Origin of the sequence: Streptomyces sp. WM4235 (assembly GCF_001279725.1) — a bacterium.
Lineage (GTDB): Bacteria > Actinomycetota > Actinomycetes > Streptomycetales > Streptomycetaceae > Streptomyces.
Map to the genome: position 1 here is coordinate 39,564 of NZ_LGDE01000204.1, position 21,039 is coordinate 60,602.

Annotated in this window: 17 protein-coding genes; 9 read left to right on the plus strand and 8 right to left on the minus strand. The window is 72.0% G+C overall.

Translation table 11 applies throughout. The annotated features are described in order from the left end of the window. Window positions 1-14: 14 nt before the first annotated feature. The gene (locus ADK55_RS15860; protein ID WP_234350057.1) at window positions 15-410 is read right to left on the minus strand and encodes a hypothetical protein; all 396 of its coding nucleotides are present in this window, start codon (window positions 408-410) and stop codon (window positions 15-17) included. Between the two features lie 230 nt (window positions 411-640). Then, the gene (locus ADK55_RS15865) at window positions 641-1,459 is read right to left on the minus strand and encodes a hypothetical protein (RefSeq protein ID WP_053679215.1); all 819 of its coding nucleotides are present in this window, start codon (window positions 1,457-1,459) and stop codon (window positions 641-643) included. Window positions 1,460-1,753: 294 nt separating this feature from the next. Here ADK55_RS15865 and ADK55_RS15870 point away from each other — a divergent pair, with 294 nt between their 5' ends. The 3 genes from ADK55_RS15870 to ADK55_RS15880 all read left to right on the plus strand — a co-directional run bounded on the left by ADK55_RS15870 (window position 1,754) and on the right by ADK55_RS15880 (window position 4,114). Next, on the plus strand, window positions 1,754-2,479 hold the full coding sequence (locus ADK55_RS15870; RefSeq protein ID WP_078998970.1) for a transglycosylase family protein: 726 nt from the start codon (window positions 1,754-1,756) through the stop codon (window positions 2,477-2,479). A gap of 75 nt (window positions 2,480-2,554) precedes the next feature. Beyond that, window positions 2,555-3,070, plus strand: a complete 516-nt coding sequence (locus ADK55_RS15875; RefSeq protein ID WP_053679217.1) for a hypothetical protein — start codon at window positions 2,555-2,557, stop codon at window positions 3,068-3,070. A 69-nt stretch (window positions 3,071-3,139) separates the two neighbouring features. After that, window positions 3,140-4,114 carry a helix-turn-helix transcriptional regulator gene (locus tag ADK55_RS15880; protein WP_053679219.1) on the plus strand — a complete coding sequence of 325 codons (975 nt, stop codon included), beginning with the start codon at window positions 3,140-3,142 and terminating at the stop codon, window positions 4,112-4,114. A 7-nt stretch (window positions 4,115-4,121) separates the two neighbouring features. Here the strand turns inward: ADK55_RS15880 and ADK55_RS40975 are convergent, their stop codons facing one another. Together ADK55_RS40975 and ADK55_RS15890 are read right to left on the minus strand one after the other, a co-directional pair. Continuing rightward, the gene (locus ADK55_RS40975; RefSeq protein WP_420713633.1) at window positions 4,122-5,396 is read right to left on the minus strand and encodes a phosphatase PAP2 family protein; all 1,275 of its coding nucleotides are present in this window, start codon (window positions 5,394-5,396) and stop codon (window positions 4,122-4,124) included. Between the two features lie 328 nt (window positions 5,397-5,724). Continuing rightward, window positions 5,725-6,840 carry a glycosyltransferase family 39 protein gene (locus ADK55_RS15890; protein ID WP_053679221.1) on the minus strand — a complete coding sequence of 372 codons (1,116 nt, stop codon included), beginning with the start codon at window positions 6,838-6,840 and terminating at the stop codon, window positions 5,725-5,727. 283 nt (window positions 6,841-7,123) lie between these two features. On the opposite strand from ADK55_RS15890, the gene ADK55_RS15895 reads away from it, so the two are divergent. Both ADK55_RS15895 and ADK55_RS15900 read left to right on the plus strand, forming a co-directional pair. Further along, window positions 7,124-8,812, plus strand: coding sequence for an MFS transporter (locus ADK55_RS15895; RefSeq protein WP_053679224.1), 1,689 nt, complete (start codon window positions 7,124-7,126; stop codon window positions 8,810-8,812). Between the two features lie 105 nt (window positions 8,813-8,917). Next, the gene (locus ADK55_RS15900; protein WP_053679226.1) at window positions 8,918-10,087 is read left to right on the plus strand and encodes an acyl-CoA dehydrogenase family protein; all 1,170 of its coding nucleotides are present in this window, start codon (window positions 8,918-8,920) and stop codon (window positions 10,085-10,087) included. Window positions 10,088-10,096: 9 nt separating this feature from the next. Here the strand turns inward: ADK55_RS15900 and ADK55_RS15905 are convergent, their stop codons facing one another. After that, window positions 10,097-10,558 (minus strand): cell division protein SepF, encoded by a 462-nt coding sequence (locus ADK55_RS15905; RefSeq protein WP_053679229.1) that lies wholly within the window; start codon window positions 10,556-10,558, stop codon window positions 10,097-10,099. Between the two features lie 284 nt (window positions 10,559-10,842). On the opposite strand from ADK55_RS15905, the gene ADK55_RS15910 reads away from it, so the two are divergent. The 4 genes from ADK55_RS15910 to ADK55_RS15925 all read left to right on the plus strand — a co-directional run bounded on the left by ADK55_RS15910 (window position 10,843) and on the right by ADK55_RS15925 (window position 14,601). Further along, on the plus strand, window positions 10,843-12,117 hold the full coding sequence (locus ADK55_RS15910; protein WP_053679231.1) for a DUF5685 family protein: 1,275 nt from the start codon (window positions 10,843-10,845) through the stop codon (window positions 12,115-12,117). A gap of 79 nt (window positions 12,118-12,196) precedes the next feature. Continuing rightward, entirely contained in the window at window positions 12,197-13,015 is an 819-nt protein-coding gene (locus ADK55_RS15915) for a DUF1684 domain-containing protein (RefSeq protein ID WP_053679232.1), read from the plus strand. 150 nt (window positions 13,016-13,165) lie between these two features. Continuing rightward, the gene (locus tag ADK55_RS15920) at window positions 13,166-14,041 is read left to right on the plus strand and encodes a S1 family peptidase (RefSeq protein WP_053679234.1); all 876 of its coding nucleotides are present in this window, start codon (window positions 13,166-13,168) and stop codon (window positions 14,039-14,041) included. Window positions 14,042-14,121: 80 nt separating this feature from the next. Next, the gene (locus tag ADK55_RS15925; protein ID WP_053679236.1) at window positions 14,122-14,601 is read left to right on the plus strand and encodes a hypothetical protein; all 480 of its coding nucleotides are present in this window, start codon (window positions 14,122-14,124) and stop codon (window positions 14,599-14,601) included. Between the two features lie 23 nt (window positions 14,602-14,624). On the opposite strand, the gene ADK55_RS15930 is transcribed toward ADK55_RS15925, so the two are convergent. The 3 genes from ADK55_RS15930 to ADK55_RS15940 all read right to left on the minus strand — a co-directional run bounded on the left by ADK55_RS15930 (window position 14,625) and on the right by ADK55_RS15940 (window position 21,031). Then, window positions 14,625-15,521, minus strand: a complete 897-nt coding sequence (locus ADK55_RS15930; RefSeq protein WP_053679238.1) for a DUF4231 domain-containing protein — start codon at window positions 15,519-15,521, stop codon at window positions 14,625-14,627. A gap of 76 nt (window positions 15,522-15,597) precedes the next feature. Further along, window positions 15,598-19,581, minus strand: a complete 3,984-nt coding sequence (gene fxsT / locus ADK55_RS15935; protein WP_107089203.1) for an FxSxx-COOH system tetratricopeptide repeat protein — start codon at window positions 19,579-19,581, stop codon at window positions 15,598-15,600. Continuing rightward, window positions 19,565-21,031: a TIR-like protein FxsC gene (locus tag ADK55_RS15940; RefSeq protein ID WP_234350068.1), complete on the minus strand. Its 1,467-nt coding sequence runs from the start codon at window positions 21,029-21,031 to the stop codon at window positions 19,565-19,567. The genes fxsT and ADK55_RS15940 overlap by 17 nt, the downstream gene beginning before the upstream one ends. Window positions 21,032-21,039: the final 8 nt, after the last annotated feature.

The window sequence follows — 21,039 nt, forward strand, 5'->3', positions numbered from 1 at the left end:
ACGTGCCGCCGGGGTCAGTAGCCCCGGCGCGGAGCGGGCGGCAGGGCCGCCGGGACGTGTTGCATCCCGGTCTGGTGCTGTCGCCCGTTGGCGTATCCCTGTCCCTGTCCCTGACCGGAGCCGGCGGAGTGGGCGTACGAGGGCAGCGGGGCCGGGACGTAAGGGGCGGGCTGCCAGGCCTCCACCGGCTGCCAGGAGGGCGTGCTCCAGGCCGCCGCGTACGAACCGCCCCCCGCCCCGGCCCCGCCGTGGCCGCCCCCGTAGGAGAAGGCCGTGAAACCGAGGTCCTCCTCGCCCGTACGGTCACCCGGCAGGGTCCGGAAGGCGCGCAGGTACTCCGAGTACAACGTGTCGTAGATCGGGGTGTGCGAGGCGACCGGGGCGATGTCCCGATCCCGGGACGGGCGCATCGGGGGGACGGTGCTCGGATGGGACGGGGCGCGGGAGACGTCGTGTGAATGCACGTATCAGCCAACGAACCCGGGGCCCTGCGGATGCGGGGTGAACGGGGAGAAAACGCAGATCGCCGGGGGTGCGCGGGACGGACCGCGCACCCCCGGCGCATGCGGTCCGGCCCCTTCGGCGGGGGCGGGCGACCGTTTCGGCGGGGTGTGAGGGACGAGCGGGAAGGGCGAGGGGATCAGGCGCCCGGGGTACCGGCCAGGGGCATCGAGGCGGCGACCAGCTGCCCGTTGGCGGCGGCCTTGTCGAGGGCGTCGCGGAGCAGGTCCTCGCGGGGCTGCTGGCCGATGGAACCGACCGGAGCCGCGTAGATGAGCACGCGCTGGGTCTTGTTGACGGCGGCTCGCCAGCCGTCGGTCACGGACAGCGCCTGGTGCGCCTGCCACCAGTGGATCGGGCTGCCGCCGGCCGGACCGGGCTGGAGGACGGCGTGCAGCTGTCCCGCGGCGAGGAGGACCGACCAGCCGGCCAGCGGCGAGGGGAGCTGCTTGGTGTCGGTGACCGGGATGAAGCCCTGCTCGATGAGGAGCGGCAGGAAGTCGTCGCCGGGGCCGGTGGTGCCGGGACGGGCGATCGGGGCGGTGGGCTCGACGACCAGCGCGGGGTGCAGCTCGTTGTCGATCAGGACCAGGCCGCTGGTGATGCCGAGGACGGCCTGACCGCCGGGCACGGACTGGGGGGCGCCGTCGGGGGCGACCGGGGAGGGGGCGGGTGCCGGACTGTCGCCGGTGATGCTGGCGACGGCGCCCTGGAGCTGGGCCTCGGGTACGGAGACCACCTGGGAGGGGATGCAGGTGGCGTGGGCGAAGGCGAGGACGGCGGTCTCCTCGCCGACGAACAGCACGGTGCTGGTGCGGTCGCTCTCGGGGTTGCCGGGGGTGCGGCAGGAAGTGCAGTCGTAACTGCCCGGCGCGTCGTCGCCGACGAGCAGCCTGTCGGCTTCTTCGTCACCGATCTCGGCACGTACCTCATCACTGACGTCGAGCATGCGCGGCACGGGGTGACTCCTCGGACTAGGCGAGCGGGGGCCGGGGGGTCCCGGCTCGCCGGGCACAACGCAGCAGCGGCGGGCTGGGTCACGCCGTTTGAGGGAACGGAATCGAACCGGCCACCCGGGAGGGTGAACGGCTCGACCGGGGCTTTGTTTTCGTGCCAACTCTTTTCTGTTTGTGCTCAGTTGTCGGTCGCTGTCGGCTGGTTCGCGGGCCACCGGGGGCGGCCGTCCGGGTGGGCGCGGGGGCGGTCGCGTGGCGGTCCGTGAGGTCGCGGGCGGCCCGCGTAGCGTGACCCGATGCCCAACCTCCGGATCCGGTGGGTCGCCTCCGCGACCGCGGTCGTCGCCGCGCTGGTGTTCGTCCCCCCGTCCCGCGCCGCCGCGGCTCCCCCGCCCCCCGCCCCCGGCCCCGCGGGCGCGGCGCATCCCGGTTCCCCCGGGGTGCTGGGGAACGGTCCGGGGGACTGCGGGCCGGGTGGCGAGTGGCCCTGGGACTGCGTGGCCGACTGCGAGAGCAGCGGGCGTTGGGCGGTCAACACGGGCAACGGGTTCTACGGCGGGCTCCAGTTCCGGCAGCCGACCTGGGAGGAGCACGGGGGGCTGCTCTTCGCGCCGAGGGCGGACCTGGCGACCAGGGAACAGCAGATCCGGGTCGCCGAGGGCGTGCTCGGCACCCAGGGGTGGGAGGCCTGGCCGGTGTGCTCGAAGCGGTACGGGCTGACCGGGCGCACGCACGTGGTGCGGGCGGGGGAGTCGCTGTACTCGATCGCGCGCGAGCACCGGGTGCGCGGCGGTTGGCAGGCGCTGTACGAGGCGAACCGGGCCCTGATCGGTCCGAACACGCAGGCGCTGGTGGTCGGCACCCGGCTGATCCTCCCGGCCCCGCGACCGGCGCACACGGCGCCGCTCCCCGCGCGGTCCGGCCCCGCCGGCAAGCCGCCGACCCCGTCCGCCGGGGCGGCTCCCGCGGTCGGCGCGCCCGCGCCGGGCGGGGCCCCGGGGTCGTCGCCCCGCCCCCGCTGACCGGCCCCGGGGCCCGGCCCGGCCGGTTCCGGGGCATTTCTTGCGGGCGGTCCGGAACGCGCCGACCCTGGAGACATGAGCGGACACGGACACTCCCGCCGCGTCGCCTGGGCGGCGGCAGCGGCGCTCCTGCTGGTACCCGCCACCGCCTGCACCGCCGGGGCGACCGAGAACGGCGTCGCGAGCGCCTCGTCGGCCCTCGCACCCGCGACGGCGATCCGGGCGGACGGCCCGGCGGACCCTGCGGCGGCCGAGGCGCGGATCGAGAAGAACTGGGCCGCGTTCTTCGACCCCTCGGTCTCCGCCGACCGGAAGGCCGAGGTCCTGCAGAACGGCGACCTGCTCAAGCCCCTGCTGGCCGCCGTCTCGGTTCATCCCCAGGCCGCCGCCGTGTCCTCAGAGGTCACCGGGGTCACCTTCACCTCGCCCACCGAGGCCGAGGTCACCTACGACCTGCTCGTGAGCGGATTCCCGGTGCTGTCCGACACCAAGGGGGGCGCCGTCCTGGAGGACGGCGTCTGGAAGGTCTCCCTCACCTCGCTCTGCGCCCTGGTGAAACTGGGTGGCGACCTCGCCGTCCCGGGCTGCTGACGCCCCGGCCCGGCCGGCCCCGCACCACCGCGCGCGGCGCCCGCGTCCCGCGCCGGCAGACTTCCGATCATGCTGGAGACCTCCGCCCGACTGCTGCGCCTGTTGTCCCTGTTGCAGGCCCACCGCGAATGGACCGGCCCCGATCTCGCCGACCGGCTCGGGGTCACCCCGCGCACCGTGCGACGGGACGTGGACCGGTTGCGCGAGCTCGGCTACCCGGTGAACGCCAGCCCCGGTACCGGGGGCGGGTACCAGCTGGGCGCGGGGGCGGAACTGCCGCCGCTGCTGCTCGACGACGACGAGGCCGTGGCCGTCGCCGTGGGGCTGCGGACGGCCGCCGGCAACGGGGTCGAGGGGATCGGCGAGGCCTCGGTACGGGCCCTCGCCAAGCTGGAGCAGGTCCTGCCGTCACGGCTGCGCCGACGGATCTCCGCGCTGAACGAGTTCACCGTGCCGATGCTGAGGGGGCCGCAGCGGTCCACCGTCGACCCGGCCGTGCTGACCGAGCTCGCGACCGTGTGCCGGGACGGCGAGCGACTGCGCTTCGGCTACCGGGATCACGAGGGCAACGTCACCCGCCGCACGGTGGAGCCCCACCGACTGGTGTGCACCGAGCGACGCTGGTACCTCGTCGCCTGGGACGTCGACCGAGAGGACTGGCGCACCTTCCGGGCCGACCGGATCGAGCCCGCGCCCCCGCACGGTCCGCGTTTCCCGCCGCGCCCGGCGCCCGCCGAGGACCTGGCCGCGTACGTCTCCGAAGGCGTGTCCGGACGGGCCTACGCGGCCCGGGCGCTGGTACGGCTCGCCGTCTCCGCCGAGGAGGCCGCCACGATCGTCGGGCCGAGCGACGGCACCCTGGAACCGGTGGACGGACAGAGCTGTCTGCTGCGCACCGGGGCGGTGAATCTGGACGTACTTGTGATTCACATCATGATGCTCGGGTGTGAGTTCGAAGTCGTCGAACCGGTGGAGCTTACCGGGAGGATCCGGGCCCTGCGTGACCTTCTCGACCGATCGGTGAAGAACCCGCAAGGAAGCTGACGGGGGTTCAGTCCCACTCCTTCGGCGACTCCCCGGCAATCCTCCGGCGGGGAAATCGGTGGCCCTGGAACGGAATGGGAAACAGCCTTCCCGGCGGGCGTGTCGCGGGTCGAAAAAGAAAGGCCCCGGGCCTCTTGTCGGCCACTTCCGGGTAAGTGGGCCCGGGCAAAGGACTGTCGACAATCCGTGACACAAGCGTGACCCGGTACGGAGGAACCTCAGGGCGCGATGCTGACGGACCGGGCAGGTGAACGACAACGGCGGGCCGGTTCGATGAACCGGCCCCCCCTGCCGGGGCCCTGTTGCGCAGAAGACAGTTTTCCCCGTCCACCTTTTCCAGGGTACCGTCCCTCGGCCCGACGATCGTGGCGGCCTCCTCGGGGGAGACGGGGAGCCGTACCAGCGCCCGGGCCGCGTAGGCCGGCCTGGGCGTCGGGCCGTGGCCCGTCCCGGCGTTGGCGGCGGGCTGCCCGGCGGCCTGCGCCTGCGGGTTGGCCGGAGCGGCGGCCGGGACGGGTGCCGTGGCCTCCGCGTTCCGCCGCAGCTGCCACTTGCCGCCCGCGGAGAGCAGCGGGGTGAGCGCGGCGGCGACCGGCTCGGACACCCGGCCCTCCTCCAGCCGGCGGCGCAGCAGCTCGCGCAGCTCGAAGACGTAGGCCTCGGCCCGGGCGACCAGCGGCTCGAACCAGGGCAGAGCCAGCAGGATCAGCAGGCCGGCGGTCCAGCCCAGCAGTACGTCGCTCACCCAGTGGGTGCCGAGGTACACGGTGGTGGCGCCGACGCTCAGCGAGACGACCGCGGACACCACCGACAGCACCCGCCGGGTGACCACGGTGGAAGCCAGGTAGGCCAGGATTCCCCAGGTCACGACGGCGTTGGCGGTGTGGCCGGAAGGAAATATATCGCCGCCGGCGAAGAGCTCGGCGGAGCCGATCTCGGTCGCGTAGTGCGGGCCGAGCCGGCCGAGGCCGATCTTCACGGCGCCGACGGTGACGTTCAGCAGGAGCAGCGCCACGCCGAGGGTGATCAGCGGGCGGAGGGTGTGCTGCCGCCACGAGCGCCACCCGAGCCAGGCCGCGACCATGACGGCGGTGGGTCCGCGCTGACCGAGCACGACGAGGTAGTCGAGGAAGGCGTGCAGCTGCGGCCACTGCTCGTAGGGCCGGAAGAACATGATCTGCCAGTCCAACCGGACGAGCCAGGACGTGGTCAACACGGCGACCACGATCGCGAGATAGAACGCGAGCGTGGAACCGAGGAGCACGACGCGGTGCCGGCTCATCCGCGGAGTTTGCAGATGAGCCGGTCGCTCTGGTTCCCGGTCGAGCCGGGCGAAGACCCGCTCGAGACGGGTCAGCATATGGTCGGTACGCACTCAATCGACGTTACCGCGCGTCGAAGCTCGGCCCGGTCGAATCGCCGGCTTTGTGATGACCATGTGATGTGGACTTGGTCTCACGCGGTACTTAATTCCCGTTATTCCACTGCCGATTGAAACGCCCGCAGGGCGATTATCGACCTGCTTACCGACGGTTTATCACCGCAGGTCAATTACTTTACTCAAGCATGGATCGGAATGATCCCTTCCGTGACCGCGGCCCCGGCCGGGCTCACGGAGGCCCCGATCCGTTGAGCCAGAACGCCCCGTACACCGCGGAGACCGAGGCCACCGAGACCAGCACCGCCGCCGCCCGCCCGGTCCGCAGGCGGGCCAGCGCCGCGGCCACCGGCAGCATCAGCGGGAAGGCGGGCAGCAGCAGCCGGGGCTTGGACCCGAAGTACCCGGACGCGCACAGTGCCAGCGCCACCACGATCCCGCAGTAGACGAGCAGGGCCGCGGGCTGGCGCTGTCGTACGCACAGCCGGTACAGCCACAACACCAGCGCCACCCCCGCGATCAGCCCGATCCCCGCCGGGAACGCCGGGGAGGCCAGCCGGGCCCCGATGAACCGGGCGAAGGCCCAGCCCCCGTCGAAGCCGTTGCCCCAGCCGCCCTGCACGTCGAGGTAGCCCAGCAGGCCCTCGCCGGTGCGCGCCCCGACCCACAGCACGTACGCCGCCGCGCCGAGCGGGGCCAGCAGGGCCCCCGCCGCCATCCGCCACGACCGCTCCCCGCGCCGCAGGGCCAGTACCGCCGCCACCCACACCGCCGCGACCACGGCGGCGCTGACCGGCCGGGTCAGCCCGGCCGCCGCCGCGAGCAGGCCCGCCGTGATCCAGCGGCCACGCAGGACCCCGTACAGGGACCAGGCCGCGAGGGCGGTGAACAGCGACTCGCTGTACGCCATGGACTGCACGATCGCGACCGGCAGCGCCGCCCAGGCGGCGACGGCCAGGACCCCGACCCGGCGGCCGTACAGCGAGTCGGCGACCGCGAAGATCCCCCAGGCCGCCGCGAGCCCCGCGACCGCGGAGACCACCAGGCCGGCCGAGCCGTACGAGAAGCCGGTCACCGCCGCCACCAGGCGCTCCAGCCAGGGCAGCAGGGGGAAGAACGCCAGGTTGGAGTGGACGTCGCCGTTCGGCAGGAGCACCTCGTACCCGTAACCCTCGGCGGCGATCCGGGCGTACCAGAGGGAGTCCCAGCGCGCCGACAGCAGTGTGTGCGGGCTGCTGTCGACCGCCGCCCCCCACAGTGCGAGCACGCTCAGCCCGAGCAGCCTGACCGCCGCGAACGCGGCCAGGGCGGGCGCGGCCCGACGAAATCCAAGATCCTTCACGGGCATGATTATCGACGCCGGCCCGCCGGGCGCCGGACCAGAACCACGGGCCGTGACCAGGCGTGTACACGAGGGAAGGGAGAGGGGCCGCGGCGAGTGGCACACACCACACGTCGGCCGCCGTCGGGATGAGAGCTTGACCACGTATGGGTCAAACGAACTCGCGTACGCTGACCGTTCACTCGCTTGTCGATGCCGGACCCCGCAGGACGCCGCACCCCCACCCCACCCCGTGGCTCCACACGACGCTGGTCCGCCGAGTGCGAGGGATCACCTGGGAGGTACATGCATGTCGGGGACGAACGTGACCGACCACCGGAACCCTTCCCCCTGGCAGCGAATCAGCGCCGCCTCCGGCGGGGCGAATCGTTGGGTCGTCCTCGCCGTCCTCTGCGTCAGCCTCGTGCTCGTCGCGCTCGACGCGACGATCCTGCACGTCGCCGTTCCCGCCGTCACCGAGGACCTGCGCCCCGGCTCGATCGAGCTCCTCTGGATCGTCGACGCCTACCCGCTGGTCTGCGCCGCGCTGCTGATCCTCTTCGGCACCCTCGGGGACCGGGTCGGCCGCCGTCGGATCCTGCTCCTCGGTTACGGGCTCTTCGGCATCGCCTCCGCCATCGCCGCCCTCGCCGACAACGCCCAGGTCCTCATCGCCGCCCGCGCCCTGCTCGGCATCGGCGGGGCGATGATCATGCCGGCGACCCTGTCGATCCTGCGCCAGGTCTTCCCCGACCGGCGCGAGCGGGCCCTCGCCATCGGCATCTGGACCGCCGTCGCCGCCATCGGCGCGGCCAGCGGCCCCGTCCTCGGTGGCTTCCTCGTCCAGCACTACTGGTGGGGCTCCGTCTTCCTGATCAACATTCCGCTGATGGCACTGATCCTGCCGCTCGGGCGGTGGCTGCTTCCCGAGTCCAAGGGATCCACCGAGGGACCGTGGGACGTGCTCGGCGCGCTGATGGCCGCCGGCGGCGTGCTCGGGGCGGTCCTCGGGGTCAAGCGACTCGGCGCCGAACGGCAGCTCGTCGACCCCGAGGCGCTGGTCCCGCTGCTCCTCGGCGTGGCGCTGCTGATCATCTTCGTGCGCCGCCAGCGACGCCGCACCCACCCGCTGATCGACATGCGGCTGTTCTCCCGCGCGGCCTTCACCACCTCCGTCGGCTGCATCGTGCTCGCCATGCTGGCCCTGGTCGGCCTGGAGCTGATCGCCGTCCAGTACCTCCAGCTGGTGCTGCGCCTGAGCCCGCTGGAGACCGGCCTGCGGTTGCTGCCGCTGACCTTCGCCGCGATGGCCGCCGGCGCCACCGGCTCGTACACCCTGCAACGGGTCGGCCCGCGCACGATGGTCTCGCTGGGCTTCCTGCTCACCGCCTGCGCCGTGCTCCTGCTGACGCTCATGGGGCAGCAGGACCGGCCCGTCCTGCTCACCGTCGGGTTCATCCTGCTCGGCTTCGGCCTCCAGACCACGCTGTTCGCCGCCTACGAGTCGATGCTGAGCGAGGCCCCGGCGGCCACCGCCGGCGGCGCGGCCTCGATCGGCGAGACCTCGTACCAGCTCGGCGCGGGCATGGGCATCGCGCTGCTGGGCAGTGTCATGAACGCGGCCTACGCGCCGGGCCTCGCGCACGTTCCGGGGGTCTCGGCGGCCGAGTCCGCCGACGCCGCCAACTCGCTGGGCGAGGCCTACCAGATCGCGGCGCACCTCGGCGGTCCCGCCGGCGCCGCGCTGTACGCCGCCGCCCGGCACTCGTTCGTCCACGGCCTGCACGTGACGCTGGTGGTCAGCGCCGGGCTGCTGTTCGCCGGCGCGGTCATGGCGCTGAAGCTGCCGCGCACGATGGACTGCGCCGCCGACGCGGACGCCGGCGAACCGTTGCGGCTGCCCGCGCAGGCGACGACCGCGACCCCCGCAGGCGAGTCCGCCGCGCGGATCCCCGGTCAGGCGCACGCCGAGTGCGACCCGGCCGCCCGCTCGGCCTGACACCCGGCCCGACCGGCACCCCCGCAGGTGGGGGTGGACCGGGGGCGGGGTCGCGGACACACTGACACCGCCAGGTTTCCGTCCCTCAGGCCGCCGGGAGGCCACGTGTCCTTCGTACCCACCGATCCGCTCGGGATCGACGAGCTGCTCAGCCCCGAGGACCTCGCGGTCCGCGACACCGTCCGGGACTGGGCCGCCGACCGGGTGCTGCCGCACATCGCCGAGTGGTACGAGAACGGCGAGCTGCCCGGGATCCGGGAACTCGCCCGGGAACTCGGCTCGATCGGCGCGCTCGGGATGTCGCTGACCGGATACGGGTGCGCCGGCGCCTCCGCCGTGCAGTACGGCCTGGCCTGCCTGGAGCTGGAGGCCGCAGACTCCGGCATCCGCTCGCTGGTCTCCGTACAGGGCTCGTTGGCCATGTACGCGATCTGGAAGTACGGCTCCGAGGAGCAGAAGGAGCGCTGGCTGCCCGGCATGGCCGCCGGCGAGCTCATCGGCTGCTTCGGCCTGACCGAACCCGACGTCGGTTCGGACCCCGCCGCGATGCGCACGTACGCCAAGCGCGACGGCACCGACTGGGTGTTGACCGGCCGCAAGATGTGGATCACCAACGGGTCGGTGGCCGCCGTCGCCGTGGTGTGGGCGCAGACCGACGAGGGCATCCGCGGTTTCGCCGTGCCCACCGACAGTGCCGGGTTCTCCGCGCCCGAGATCAAGCACAAGTGGTCCCTGCGCGCCTCGGTGACCAGCGAGCTGGTGATGGACGACGTACGCCTGCCCGCGGACGCGGTGCTTCCGGGCGTCACCGGGCTCAAGGGGCCGCTGGGCTGTCTCAGCCACGCGCGGTACGGGATCGTCTGGGGCTCCATGGGCGCGGCGCGCGCCTCCTTCGAGTCCGCGCTCGACTACGCGAAGACCCGGGAGCAGTTCGGAAGGCCGATCGGCGGCTTCCAGCTCACCCAGGCCAAGCTCGCGGACATGGCACTGGAACTCCACAAGGGCATCCTGCTCGCCCACCACCTGGGGCGCCGCATGGACGCGGGAACCCTGCGGCCGGAGCAGATCAGTTTCGGCAAACTCAACAACGTCCGCGAGGCCATCGACATCTGCCGCACCGCGCGGACCATCCTCGGCGCGAACGGGATCTCCCTGGAATATCCCGTGATGCGGCACGCCACCAACCTCGAATCGGTCCTCACCTACGAGGGCACCGTCGAGATGCACCAATTGGTGCTGGGCAAGGCACTCACCGGGCTCGACGCCTTCCGGTGAGGGCCCGGCTCAGCTCTGGTTGAAGAAGTCGCGGGAGCGCCCACCGGGCTCGCCGCTGACGATCTGGGTGTCGGCCGGGGTCAGGAGGAAGACCCTGGTCGCCACCCGCTCGATCGATCCGCGCAGGCCGAAGGTCAGACCGGCCGCGAAGTCGACCACGCGCTTCGCGTCGCCCGGGTCCATCGACGACAGGTTCACGATGACCGGGACGCCCTCGCGGAACAGCTCGCCGATGCCGCGGGCGTCACGGAAGCCGTCGGGCGTCACCGTCGCGATCCGCCGACCCTGCTCGACCGCGGACTCCGAGGCCACCTTGACGCGCGGGTCGGTGACCCACTGGTCACCGGGGCCCGAGACGGACCCGCCCTGCTGGCGCTCCACCGCCTCCGCGTAGTCGTCGTCGTAGTACCGCTCGTCGTCGTTGTCTTCCACGAGACCCAACCAGGCACTCGCCTTGCGCACCGAACCCATGGACGCCTCCTTTCACCGCGGTCAGTTGTCTTCTCTCCGCTGCCCCTATGGTCGTCCATGATGCTGACAACGCGCCAAGTGGATAGCCGCCGCGCCGGCTTTTCGTGACGGTACTGGTGCAGAACATTCGTTGCACGACTAAGGTGCGCGACGGCCTACCGCTGCTGACTGAGTGAAAATACGACCGCCGCCTCCTTTCGGGTGATGCGCTGGTGCGTACGGGTGACCGGGATGGCTCGATACCATGCCCGGAAAGCACACGCATGACACACGGGGGAAGCAGATTGTTCGGCATCGTCAGACCTTGCACGCACCGGCTGGGGGAGCGCTTCAAGACCGAGTGGATGGCTCATCTCTGCGGTCTCTGCCTGGCACTTCGCGGTGACCACGGACAGTTCGCCAGGATCGTGACCAACTACGACGGCCTGCTGGTATCCGTTCTGACGGAGGCTCAGTCCGGTCCGGATCCGCGGGCGCGACGCACCGCCGGCCCCTGCCCGCTGCGCGGTATGCGCACCGCAGCCGTCGCCAAGGGGGAGGGCGCGCGTCTCGCGGCGGCCGTCTCGCTCGTGCTGGCCTCCGCGAAGGTGCGCGACCACGTCGCCGACCGGGACGGGCTGTTGGCCCGGGCGCCGATCGCCGCCGCCGCGCGCAAGGTGGCCCGGGGCTGGGACCGGGCCGGCGCCCGCACCGGGGCCTCGCTCGGCTTCGACACGGCCGTGCTCGTCGACGCCGTGGACCGGCAGGGCGGCATCGAGGTGCTGGCCGGAATCGGCACACCCGTGCTGGTGGTGACGGAGCCGACGGAGACCGCGACCGCCGCCGCTTTCGCGCATACCGCGGTCCTCGCGGGACGGCCAGGCAACACCGTCCCGCTCGCCGAGGCGGGCCGGTACTTCGGCCGGCTCGCGCACCTGCTGGACGCCGTGGAGGACCAGCGGGCGGACGCCGCCGCCGGTGCCTGGAACCCGCTCACCGCCACCGGCACCTCCCTCACCGAGGCGCGCAGGCTCTGTGACGACGCCCTGCGCGGCATCCGGCTGGCACTGCGCGAGGTGGAGTTCGCGGACGCCGGTCTCGCCCACCGCCTGCTGGTGCACGAGCTGCGCACCTCGGTCGACCGGGCCTTCGGCACGACCGCCTGCGGTCACACGGGCGACCACGCCGCCGTGAACTCCGGCGGGGGCTTCGGCCCGGCCCCGCAGGGCTACGACGCCCCGGGCGCGGGGAACCCGTACGGCGGCGGGAACCCGTACGCGCCGGGCACCCCGTACGCCCCCGGGGGCCCCGGGACTCCTCCGCCGATGGGGCCGGGCGGGCCGGGAGGCGGCGGTGGCGGCGGGCTGCCTCCACAGCGACCGCGCCGCGGTCTGCTCGCGGGCTGCGCGGTGGCCGTCGGGCTCTTCTGCACCTGCCAACTCTGCTGCACGGAGCACGAGGGTCCGTGGTCCCGGCAGAAGAGGGACCCGTGGTGCGACGGCTGCGACTGCTGTGACGGGTGCGACTGCTGTGACAGCTGCGGTGACGGGTGCTGCTGCTGCCCCTGCGACGGCTGCTGAGCCTCCCTCAGATATTTCCCAGGTCCGGACGGGGTACCCCGCGGTTCCCGTCCGGACCGGCGTGGAAGGGTTGAGCGGCATGAACCATGACGACGACACCGACCCCGAGACCGCCTGGCGGCGCTGGCACGAGCACCGGGTGGCGACCGTGTCCGCCCCGCACGGGCCCCTCGCGCTGACCGGTACCCACTGGCTCGCCGACTACCCGGAAGGTCGAATTCCGGCCGTTCCCGGGGAATGGCGCACCACCGACGCGGGGGTGGCCCTGCACGCCGACCCCGAGGACGGGCTGCGCCTCGACGGCGCCCCCTTCACCGGCGACGCCGTGCTCGCGGCCGACGAGGCGCCGCCCTCGCACTCCCGGATCTCCGCGGGCGACCTCCGGATCGTGGTGATCCGGCGGGAGGGGGAGTGGGCGGTGCGCGTCTTCGACCCGGCCTCCGAGGCCCGGCGGGACTTCACCGGCATCGAGGCCGGCCCGTACCACCCGGAACTCGCCCTCCCGGGGCGCTTTCGACCGTACGGCCGGGACCGGACGGTCCAGGTCGAGAACGCCGACGGGCGGGCTCGCGGGCTCGGTCTCGGCGGGGAACTGGTCTTCACCCACGACGGCGTGGAACACGCCCTCCAGGTGGCCGTGGACGAGGAGGACGGGAGCCTGTGGGCCGTCTTCGGTGACGCCACCGGTGGGGTGTCCAGCTACCGGTTCCGCTTCCTCAAGCCCGGGATCCCCGGCGAGGACGGCTCGATCACCGTGGACTTCAACCGGGCCCAGCTGCCGCCGTGCGCCTTCGCGGACCACTTCATCTGTCCGTTCCCGCCACCCGGGAACACGCTGCCGTTCGAGGTTCCGGCGGGTGAGCGGAGGCTGAAAGCCGCTCTTGTCGCGGGAATCTGACGCCAGGACACTCCCGAAAGCGTCTCTCACGAGGCTTGTCAGGGGCACGGCGAACGGGCTTGCGCCCGTCGTGCCCCCGACCGCCTCTCTCCCGGGCTCCGGCACCCCCACCACCGCCGGGCCCCCCATCCCCTCCGGGAGGACGAGTCAGTGAGAATCCAGAGCATCACCCGAATCAAGCTTCTCGCGGCGGCCACCGGCCTGGCCGCCGTCGCCGCGCTCGGCGCACCCGCCACGGCGAGCGCCGACAGCGGCTTCAGCGCCGATCGCCTCGCCTCGGCCGGGGCATCCGTCCTGCGCGCCGACGTGGCGGGCACGGCCTGGCACACCGACCCCGCCAACGGAACCCTCGTGGTCACCGCGGACTCCAGGGTGTCGGCCGCCGACATCGCCAGGATCCGCCGCGAGGCGGGCGCCGACGCCGGCGCCCTGCGCATCGAGCGCACCCCGGGCAGGCTGACGAAACTCCTGTCCGGCGGCGACGCCATCTACGCGTCGAGCTGGCGCTGTTCGCTCGGCTTCAACGTGCGCAGCGGCAGCACCTACTACATCCTGACCGCCGGCCACTGCACCGACGGAGCCGGTACCTGGTGGAGCAACTCCGCCCACACCACCGTCATCGGCCCCACCGTCGGCTCCAGCTTCCCGACCAATGACTACGGCCTGATCAAGTACAACAGCAGCACCCCGATCCCGCCGGGCACCGTCGGCAGCCAGGACATCACCAGTGCCGTCAACGCCACCACCGGCATGTCCGTCACCCGGCGCGGCTCCACCACCGGCATCCACAGCGGCTCCGTCACCGGCCTCAACGCCACCGTCAACTACGGCGGCGGCGACATCGTCTACGGCATGATCCGCACCAACGTCTGCGCCGAGCCCGGCGACAGCGGCGGCCCGCTCTACTCCGGCAGCCGTGCCGTGGGTCTCACCTCCGGCGGCAGCGGCAACTGCTCCTCCGGTGGAACGACCTTCTTCCAGCCCGTCGTGGAAGCCCTGAACGCCTACGGCGTCAGCGTCTACTGACCCGCGCGCCCCCGCTCGACCCCTGGACGTCCTCCCGCCTTCTGGGAGGATGTCCAGGCGTCCACGGGGGAGGATTCCGCATGAAACGTATCGGCGTGACCGGACACCGGTCGATTCCCATCGAGGTGCTCGACCACGTGAGGGACGGCCTGCGGGCCGTCCTCGACGGCCACGACGGACCGCTGGAGGCCTTCTCCAGCCTCGCCGAGGGAGCGGACCAACTGTTCGCCGACATCGCGCTGGAATGCGGCGCGGACCTCACCGTGGTGATCCCCAGCGGCGACTACGAGGAGACCTTCGAGGGCGCCGAGTCCCTGGCCCACTACCGACGGCTCAAGCACCGGGCGGCCCAGGAGATCCGGATGGCCTTCGACCGGTCCACGGACGAGGCCTACTACGCGGCCGGCACCTTCATCGCGGACTCCTGCGACCGGCTCGTCGCCGTCTGGGACGGGCTGCCCGCCCGCGGGCACGGCGGCACCGGCGAGATCGTCGCCTACGCGCGAGCGCTCGGCAAGCCCGTCACCGTCGTCTGGCGCGAGGGCGTGACCCGGGTCTGAGCCACACCCTCCCGCCACGGACGTCAACTGCTGTGTCGCGCGAGCCAGTCCGTGTGCTGCGGAGACACGTAGCGTTCCGTCTCGTACACCGAGGAAGGCCACTGGGCCTCGGTGATCGTCGTCTGCATCACGACCATCATCGCCGACAGGTCCTGCTCGATCAGGGTGTGCGCCTCGATCAGCGGATGGTGCCGGCGCACCTCGTTCCAGGCGATGCCGGCCGCCGCCGCCGCGCTGAGCAGCCCCGTCAGCCGCGGCCCCGGACCCGAACCGAAGGCCCCCAACAGGGCGAACAACAGACCCAGGCACGTCAACAGCACGATGGTCCACGACCACAGGGCGGTCGCCCGACGCGACACCTCCGTCTTGCGCTGGTACCAGTTGCGCTGCTCGATCAGCCGATCCCGGACGTACGTCTCCCGGCGCACGTGGTAGCCCAGACCGCGCAACCGGTGCATCGCCCCCGTGATCTCCCCGCCCTCCGGCACCGCGCCCGAGACCCGGGGATCCTCCCAGCCCATCTTGCGCAGCTCGTCCAGGCCCTTCTCCAAACGGGTCCGGTACGTCGCCTCCGGCCCGGCGACGTCACTGCCGAACGGCGCCCCGTGCACGGCGTACCGCCAGGCCAGGGACTTGATGAACTCGGCCGCGCTCCGGTTCAGCTGCCACTGGGGCCGGGCCCGGCGCCGGGTCGCCCGGATGCCCACCCCCAGGACACCGGCGTACGCCAGCGCGCTGATCGCCCCGAACAGTCGCAGCGATCCCACGGTCGGTCCCGCGGGCAGGGCGGCGGCTCCCGCCGCGACGACGAGCAGCACCAGCTGGGCGCGCGTGGCCTGGGTGGACTCCCGCTGTCGGGAGATCGCCGCCTGATCGGTGTGGTGGAAGAGGGCCGGCAGGTCCTCGTTTCGAAAGGTCATGCTGTCGCTCACAGCGAACCCCCCAGGCTGCTGTCGGGGTGGAGGGCGACCCGTGCGGGGGCCGCCCTCCGTCGGATCACACGGCGAGGGGCTCCAGATCGCGGTGCACCCGCCGCTCGTCGCGGGCGTAGCGGGTCAGACCGTGGTCCTCGCCGAGCAGCCGCGTCAACTCGGCCACGGCCTCCGCCCGCACCCGGGCGGCCTCCTCCTTGCGCCCCATCATGTCCAGGCTGACCGCCATGTTGGAGGCGCTCGCCAGGGTCTCGGGGTGATGCACTCCCAGCGCCTCGCGCAGCCGCATCACCGACAACCGCTCCAGTTCCAGCGCGCCCTCCGGATCACCCAGGTCCGCCCGGGCGTTGGCCAGGTTCAGATGGGTGAAGATCGTGTGCGGGTGGTTGTCGCCCAACACCTCGCTCATGTGTCGGATCGTCTGCCGCAACATCGGCTCCGCCGTGTCCGCCGCACCCGTGCCCCAGTGGAACACCGCGAGGTTGTTGACCGCGGCCAGGGTGTACGGGTGCCGCTCGCCCGGCACCTTCATGAACTCGTCCACCACCTCCTGCGCCAGGTCCCGCGCCGCGCCCGGATCACCCGTCGCGAACAGGTCGGACGCGAGGTTGAGTTCGCAGGCCAACAGGTCGGGGTTGACCGAGGTGTACTTGGCCCGGTACCGGTTGCGGGTCGCCGTCGTCAGCCGCAGCGCGTCCTCCAACTCGCCCGCCCTGCGCAGCGACACCGCCAGGTTCTTGGCGGCCGACAGGGTGCCCGGGAAGGCCCGGCCCAGCGTCCGCTTGTAGATCTCGTACGTCCGTGCCAGGAGCTGCACCGAATCGTCGTACCGGCCGACCTCGCGCAGGTCACGGGCCAGGTTCTGGGCCGACGAGAGCGTGTACGGGTGGTCCGTGCCCAGCACCTCGGTGCGCCGGTCGAAGACCTCCTGGTCGATCTCCCGGGCCCGGGCGTACTGGCCGACCATGCGCAGGTTCAGCGCCAGATTGTTGGCCGCGGCCAGGGTGCGGGGGTGCGCCTCGTGGAATATCTGGCTGAAGCCCTCGTGGGCGGCCGTCGCCAGCTCCATCGCCTCCGCGTACCGACCCAGCGCCCCCAGGTCCATCGCCAGACCACTGGTGGTCATGTACGTGTGCGGATGAGAGGGGCCGAGCACCGTCCGCTGCCGCTCCAGCGTGACCTCGCCCAGCTCCTGCGACTCCACGAACCGGCCCTGCGAGCGCAGGATGTTGGACAGGTGGAAGCGCAGGTACAGGTACTGGAGGTCGTCGTTGCCGAGGGTGTCCTTCCAGATCTCCCGCAGCTCCTCGCCGAGTTGGTACGCGGCCTTGAAGTCGCCGCGCTTCCAGAGGTAGCGGACCCGGTCGATCAACAGCCTGCGGGTCTCCGGCTCCTTGCAGTTGCGGGCCTCGGAGGGGGTCAGGTGCGGCCAGATGGTGTTGAACCGCGGCCAGGTCTCCGGATTGTCTATCGGCTCGTCGTCGTCCGGCCGGGCCCCCGCCAGGATCCGGTGCACCGCGTGCCGGGCCTCGCGCTGTTCCTCCTCCGAGAGCTGGGCCCGGATCACGGCCTGGACCAGCCGGTGCACCTGGATGCTGTTGCCGACCTGGTCGACCTTGGCCATCGCGAACCGGCCGATCTCCCGGATCACCCGGCCCAGCATCAGCTTCTCCTGGAGCGAGGAGTCGTACGGCTTGAGCGCGTTGATCATCTCCTTGCTGTAGAGGAGGTTCGCGGAGATCGGCTCGGGCGCGAAGAACGCGCAGAGCTGGAGCAGCCGCACGGCGGCGGGGGAGCGGGACTGGAGCCGCTCGATGGACACGTTCCAGGTGGCGGCCACCGGCTCCGGGTACCCGGGGGGCTGGTTCAACCCCAGCACCCGGGCCGCCTGCTCCGCCAACTGCTCCAGGTACGCGGACACCGGCGTCGCCGTCTCCGCGATCCAGGCGCCCGCCTGCTCGACCGCCAACGGGAGGTCACCCACCGCCACGGCCACCTGCTCGGCGTCCTCCTTGGTGAGCCCCGGCGCGCGGCGCTGGAGGTGCTCGATGGACTCCTCGCGCAGGAACACGTCCACCGGGAGCGCGTCGCCGTACTGCGACCAGGACTGGTTGCGCGAGGTCACCAGCACGTGCCCCGGGCCGCCCGGCGGGAAGAACCGCTTCAGGGTCTCGGGATCGTCGGCGTTGTCGAAGACCAGCAGCCACCGCGAGGTCGGCACCCCGCGCCGGAGCAGGTCGATGGCCTCCTGGGAAGCGGCCGACATGTCCTCGCCGGTCTGCGCGCCGAGGCGTACGGCCAGCTCCGCGAGGGCCGCCACCACGTCGTCGGTCTGTTCCGAGGAGATCCACCAGACCAGGTCGTAGTCGGCCATGAACCGGTGCACGTACTCCAGCGCCACCTGCGTCTTGCCCACGCCGCCGAGCCCGTACAGCGTCTGCGGCTGCGGCAGCACCACGGCCATGCCGCCGCCGAGCTGGTCGCGCATCCGCTCCAGCACGATGCTGCGCCCCGTGAACCCGGGGTTGCGGGGCGGAGCGTTCCAGATCTTCGGGACCGTCCCGGGGAAGCGGGGCCCGGGCTGGGTGGTGCTGTTGACGGAGTCCGGCAGGGCCATCGGCCGCTCCACCGCGCGGAGCAGCGCCGTGGTGGCGTGCACCTCGTCCAGGCGGAACAGGTCCACCGGGTTGCGGTCGATGTACGGGGTCGCCAGCCGTACGTCGCCCACGCGCAGCGGCACCAGCTGGCGTCGCCCCCCGGTCGGGTCCTCCGCGGCCGCCCGGTTCCACACGTCCACGGCCCGGGCGGACTTGAGGTAGGCGCTGGAGAGCAGCACCACGGTCCGGGCCGCGTTGTCGACGCTGATGCCGGCCCCGCCGAGGGTGTCCCCGCTCCCGCTCCCGTCGCCCGGCGGGCGTTCGGCGGAGACGTCCTGCGGCACCACCCGGAACCCGGCCCGGGTGAGGACCGACTCGATCCAGTCGGCCCACATGCGGTTCTCGGCGACGTAGGAGAGGAACAGGTCGGCGGGCAGGGCGGGGCGCCGCCGGGTGAAGGCGTCCCGGATCCGCATCCGGACGTCCTCCGCGATGGCGGGCATCGAGACGATCTCGCCCTCGGTGACCACCGCCGTCAACCGCTCGAACGCGGAGAGGAGGGAGTTGGTGAGACCGGCCTCGTCACCGAAGGTGGCCAGGGTCTCCTCGTAGGCGTAGTAGGGCCGGTACGGGATCTCCACCGCACCCCAGTACGAGGTGAGTTCGTCCCCGACGAGACCGTTGGGAAAGCGGTCGAACCTGATCCGGGCCAGGGCCCGGCCCGCGTCGGCCTTCTCCTTCTCGCCCTCGTCGATGCGCATCGGAACCGGGTAGATCTTGATGCCCCGGTCGTTGAAGCGCTCGTCGATCTGGCGTGCCACCGAGGCGGCGCCGTCGATCGACTGGTCGGAGAGGGTGAAGCAGTCGACCAGGACGTCCGGCAGGTGCACCGTGCAGATGTCCGCGATGTCGGACAGACCGGTCCGGCTGTCGATCAGGACGTAGTCGTAGTTCCGCTTCATGTCGGCGCGTAAGGCGTCGAAGAAGAGACCACCGCCGAGCCGGTCGTAGAAGTTGTCCCAGTCGAAGGTGGAGACGGTCGCCGAGTACTCGCGGTTCTGTCGGCCCGCCGAGACGAAGTCGAGCGTGCCGCCGTCGGGGAACTCCCAGCCCAGGGTCTCCGGGGTGAGCGAGACGGCGTGCGGCTGGATCCGCGCGTAGTCCTTGTGCCAGTCGTCGGCGCGCTGCACCGGGCTGGTGGCGGCCCAGGCGTACTCGCTGATCAGGTCGATGACCCCGGTGGTGGCCCCGAGGGTGGAGGGGTCCAGGAAGGGATGGAAGAAACGGTGCAGCCCCGGTGCCTCCAGGTCCCAGTCCACGGCGAGCACGCGCTTGCCGTTGGCCGCGAGGATCCAGGCGGTGTTGGCGAGCGCCATCGTGCGGCCGGTACCGCCCTTGTACGAATAGAAGGTGACGATGCGTCCGTCACGGCTGTCACGACTCGCTGTCATCCGCGTCCCCCCGGTCTGATTCGTTGTGGTCGGCGGCGTCCCGGCCGCGCGGCTCGCTGTTCCGGTCTTCTCCGTTCCGGTGCTCGTGGTCGCGACCCTCACCGTCGCGGTGTTCGCCGTCCCGGGACTCGCTGTCGGGCGGGAAGGGGGCGGGCGGCGGCAGCGGCACGGGCGGCCCGTTCATCCCCATCGGCCCGATCAGCCGCGGGCGTTCGGTGTGGGTGCCGCCGGCCGGTGGATAGACCTGGGCGTGTCTGAGGAACTGCTGCGCGGCCGCCTCCACGACCTGCGGCAGGATCTGCCCGAGCGTCTCCATGTTGGCCACGCCGTTCGCGGCGGCCCGGCACGCGGCCCGGCCCTGGCCCATCTTGACGGGCATGGTGTCCTCCAGCCGGTGCGCCAGTTCGCTCTCCTTCGCCCGGCTCTGGTGGTCGTACCGGTTCCACGGCACGACCACGTTGATCCACGGCCGGGACTCCTGATCGAAGGCGGCGAGTCGCCGGCGGCGCTGCTCGTCCTCGACCGCCCAACGGTCGACGATCAGGATCTCCGGGCGGGTCGGCGGCTGCTTGCTGTCGAAGTGCCCGGCCTCGTCGTCGAAGGAACCGATGCTGGTCTGGTAGTTGAGGTTCCTGACCAGGTCCTCCGCGATCAGGGCGACGGGCCGCTGGGACGCCGGGTGGTACGGGTTCCAGTCCAGCGCGCTGTCCCCGTAGTACTCGGGGCTGCGCCCCTCCGGCAGGTCGTGGCGGGACGCGGCGGCGACGGTCACGTGGAGGGAGCGGGCCGGATTGTCGGAGCTGCCGAAGGCGCTGGGCACCACCCGGTAGTCCACCGGGCGGACGGGGTCGAGGCGGACGGTCTCCGCGACGCGGACGATGCGTTTGGCGAGTTCGTAGACGGCCCGCTCGTACTGCTCCGCGTACCCCCGCAGTTTGATCAGCCCGTACAGCCCGTCGGTGACGTAGCGCTCGCCGAAGGTGTTGTGGTTGAACTGCAACCGCTCCGCCGGGCCCGGGAGTTGGGACGGCGGCACCGGTACCCACAGGGCGGGGACGATGGCCTCGGCCGGCTCGTTGCTCGCCGCTCCGTGCTGGATGGCGCGCTGCGCGAAGGCGAACCACTCCTTCCCGCACATCTCGCTGGCGAAGTAGCGCGGCGAGAACAGCGGGACGAAGACCCGGCAGGTGGCGAGCGCCGTGCCGAGCCGCTCCGACCAGCCCTCCCCGCTGCGTATCTCCCGGTCCATGAAACCCGCCTCGGAGCCGGCGGGCAGATCGGTCAGCGCCATGACGTGACTGCAGAGATCGCGGAAGAGACGCTCGACCCACATGTCCGGGTCGGGCCCCCCGGCCCCGAATCTCGGTGTATGCGCATAACTGAGAAAGAAGTACGGCTGCACTGATGCGGGCACACGCCCCCCGTCCCGAAGATGCGAGCGAAGAAACATCATTCCGG

Coding starts and splice junctions, on each gene's coding strand:
- ADK55_RS15860 (WP_234350057.1), bottom strand. CDS start 410: ATGCGCCCGTCCCGGGATCGGGACATCGCCCCGGTCGCCTCGCACACC.
- ADK55_RS15870 (WP_078998970.1), top strand. CDS start 1,754: ATGCCCAACCTCCGGATCCGGTGGGTCGCCTCCGCGACCGCGGTCGTC.
- ADK55_RS15875 (WP_053679217.1), top strand. CDS start 2,555: ATGAGCGGACACGGACACTCCCGCCGCGTCGCCTGGGCGGCGGCAGCG.
- ADK55_RS15880 (WP_053679219.1), top strand. CDS start 3,140: ATGCTGGAGACCTCCGCCCGACTGCTGCGCCTGTTGTCCCTGTTGCAG.
- ADK55_RS40975 (WP_420713633.1), bottom strand. CDS start 5,396: ATGAGCCGGCACCGCGTCGTGCTCCTCGGTTCCACGCTCGCGTTCTAT.
- ADK55_RS15890 (WP_053679221.1), bottom strand. CDS start 6,840: ATGCCCGTGAAGGATCTTGGATTTCGTCGGGCCGCGCCCGCCCTGGCC.
- ADK55_RS15895 (WP_053679224.1), top strand. CDS start 7,124: ATGTCGGGGACGAACGTGACCGACCACCGGAACCCTTCCCCCTGGCAG.
- ADK55_RS15905 (WP_053679229.1), bottom strand. CDS start 10,558: ATGGGTTCGGTGCGCAAGGCGAGTGCCTGGTTGGGTCTCGTGGAAGAC.
- ADK55_RS15915 (WP_053679232.1), top strand. CDS start 12,197: ATGAACCATGACGACGACACCGACCCCGAGACCGCCTGGCGGCGCTGG.
- ADK55_RS15925 (WP_053679236.1), top strand. CDS start 14,122: ATGAAACGTATCGGCGTGACCGGACACCGGTCGATTCCCATCGAGGTG.
- ADK55_RS15930 (WP_053679238.1), bottom strand. CDS start 15,521: ATGACCTTTCGAAACGAGGACCTGCCGGCCCTCTTCCACCACACCGAT.
- fxsT (WP_107089203.1), bottom strand. CDS start 19,581: ATGACAGCGAGTCGTGACAGCCGTGACGGACGCATCGTCACCTTCTAT.
- ADK55_RS15940 (WP_234350068.1), bottom strand. CDS start 21,031: ATGTTTCTTCGCTCGCATCTTCGGGACGGGGGGCGTGTGCCCGCATCA.